The following is a 2937-nucleotide window of genomic DNA, read 5'->3' on the forward strand; positions in this document are numbered from 1 at the left end:
TTTGCTACAAGGAGTCCAGAGGCATTCAATGAAGCAGCACATTTTATGGAGATGCTACCATTTAGGTATGCGTTGGAGATTTTTGTTATTTTTCTTCCGATTTTATACCATGCGATTTACGGTGTATACATTGCTTTTACAGCGAAAAACAACGTAAATAAGTACAATTTTCTTCGCAACTGGTTATTTGTAGCTCAACGTGTTACAGGTATTATAACGTTCATATTTATTGCTTGGCACGTGTGGGAAACTAGAATCGCTGCTGCATTTGGTGCAGAAGTAAATTATGACATGATGTCTTCGATTTTAAGCAGTCCTTTTATGCTAACGTTCTATTTAATTGGGGTTTTATCAACTATTTTCCATTTTGCTAATGGTTTATGGTCGTTTGCAGTAAGCTGGGGAATTACTGTTACTCCACGCTCACAAGTTATTTCCACATACGTAACGCTTGCAATATTTGTGGCGCTTTCAATCGTGGGTGTTCGTGCAATATTTGCATTCGTTTAATTCAGCAATAGCTATTAAAGGGAGTGGGCTTTATGAGTAAAAACAAAATTATCGTTGTCGGAGGCGGGTTAGCTGGTTTAATGGCTACAGTCAAAGCTGCTGAGGCCGGCATTCAAGTAGATTTATTTTCATTAGTACCTGTTAAACGTTCTCATTCTGTGTGTGCACAAGGAGGAATTAACGGTGCGGTTAATACAAAAGGTGAAGGAGATTCACCTTTGGAGCATTTTGATGATACAGTTTATGGTGGAGACTTTTTAGCGAACCAACCGCCTGTAAAAGCATTAGCCGAGGCAGCTCCTGGTATCATCCACCTATTTGACCGAATGGGTGTTATGTTTAACCGTACTCCAGAAGGATTATTAGATTTCAGACGCTTTGGAGGTACACAGTATCACCGTACAGCGTTTGCTGGTGCGACGACTGGACAACAACTTCTATATGCATTAGATGAACAGGTTAGACGTTATGAAGTTGCTGGTCTTGTTACGAAGTATGAAGGCTGGGAGTTTTTAGGTGCTGTGATTGATGACGATGGTGTTTGTCGCGGGATCACTGGTCAAAACTTAACATCAATGCAAATTGAATCTTTCCGATCAGATGCTGTTATAATGGCAACTGGTGGACCTGGAATTATCTTTGGTAAATCAACAAATTCTGTCATTAACACTGGCTCCGCTGCATCAATTGTTTATCAACAAGGTGTAACTTATTCGAACGGAGAATTTATTCAAATCCACCCAACAGCAATCCCTGGTGATGATAAGCTTCGTCTAATGAGTGAGTCGGCTCGTGGTGAAGGTGGACGAGTATGGACGTATAAAGATGGTAAGCCATGGTATTTCCTAGAGGAAAAATATCCTGCGTATGGAAATCTAGTTCCACGAGATATCGCAACACGTGAAATCTTTGACGTATGTGTGAATCAGAAACTAGGTATAAATGGCGAAAACATGGTGTACTTAGATTTATCACATAAAGATCCGAAAGAGCTTGATATTAAACTAGGTGGAATTATTGAAATCTATGAAAAATTCGCTGGTGATGATCCACGTAAAGTACCAATGAAAATCTTCCCGGCTGTTCACTATTCAATGGGTGGACTTTGGGTAGATTATGACCAAATGACAAATATTCCTGGTTTATTTGCTGCTGGTGAGTGTGATTACTCAATGCACGGTGCTAACCGTTTGGGTGCAAATTCACTACTATCTGCGATTTACGGTGGTATGGTTGCAGGTCCGAATGCAGTTAAGTATATAAATGGATTAGAAAAAAGTGCGGAAGATTTATCCTCTACTGTTTATGATCGCTATGTGAAACAAGAAGAAGATAAATGGGCTGGCATTATGAGTTTAGACGGTAAGGAAAACGCATACGTTCTTCATAAGGAATTAGGAGAATGGATGACTGATAATGTTACAGTTGTTCGTCACAACGATAGACTTCTTAAAACAGATGACAAAATTCAAGAACTTATTGAACGGTACGATAACATTAATATTAACGATACGGCGAAATGGAGCAACCAAGGTGCAACGTTCACTCGACAATTGAAAAATATGCTTCAATTATCTCGTGTTATCACACTTGGTGCATACAATCGAAATGAAAGTCGTGGAGCACATTACAAACCAGATTTTCCAGAGCGTAACGACGAGGATTGGTTAAAGACAACAATGGCTGATTATACCGGTGATGATACAGCACCTAAATTTACTTATGCAGATGTTGACGTATCATTAATTACACCACGTAAACGTGATTATTCAAAAAGTAAAGAGGGGGATAAATAATGAGTGAGAAAAAAGTAGTTCAATTTATTATTACTCGTCAAGATTCTCCGGAAGAAGCCCCTTACCAGGAGAAATTTGAAATTCCTTATCGTCCGAATATGAACGTGATATCAGCACTAATGGAAATTCGCCGAAATCCTGTAACGGTTGAAGGGAAGCAAACAACTCCGATCACGTGGGATATGAACTGTTTGGAGGAAGTGTGTGGAGCTTGTTCGATGATCATCAATGGCAAGCCGCGTCAATCCTGTTCAGCGCTAGTTGATCAGCTAGAACAGCCAATTCGCCTTGAACCAATGCGAACGTTCCCGATCGTTCGAGATTTACAAGTAGACCGTAAGCGTATGTTTGATTCACTTAAGAAAGTGAAAGCGTGGATTCCTGTTGATGGAACGTATGATTTAGGACCTGGACCACGTATGCCAGAGAAAAAACGTCAATGGGCTTATGAATTATCAAAATGTATGACCTGTGGTGTATGCCTAGAGGCGTGTCCGAATGTAAATAGTAAATCTAATTTCATTGGACCTGCCCCATTATCACAAGTACGTCTATTTAATGCACATCCAACGGGCGAGATGAATAAATCTGAGCGACTTGAAACAATTATGGGCGATGGTGGCTTAGCTAA

3 protein-coding genes are annotated in these 2937 nt (G+C 40.0%); all 3 read left to right on the top strand.

Features of this window, described 5'->3' with window-relative positions:
• Positions 1–510 (top strand): succinate dehydrogenase cytochrome b558 subunit (locus tag K9V48_RS27565; protein WP_224142250.1); only part of this gene is annotated, 510 nt, incomplete at its 5' end.
• A 32-nt stretch (positions 511–542) separates the two neighbouring features.
• Positions 543–2306, top strand: coding sequence for a succinate dehydrogenase flavoprotein subunit (gene sdhA / locus K9V48_RS27570; RefSeq protein ID WP_224142251.1), 1764 nt, complete (start codon positions 543–545; stop codon positions 2304–2306).
• Positions 2306–2937 (top strand): succinate dehydrogenase iron-sulfur subunit (gene sdhB / locus K9V48_RS27575; RefSeq protein WP_224142252.1); only part of this gene is annotated, 632 nt, incomplete at its 3' end. The genes sdhA and sdhB, both read left to right, overlap by 1 nt.

The sequence above is a fragment of the Metabacillus rhizolycopersici genome (assembly GCF_020075705.1).

Coding starts and splice junctions, on each gene's coding strand:
- sdhA (WP_224142251.1), top strand. CDS start 543: ATGAGTAAAAACAAAATTATCGTTGTCGGAGGCGGGTTAGCTGGTTTA.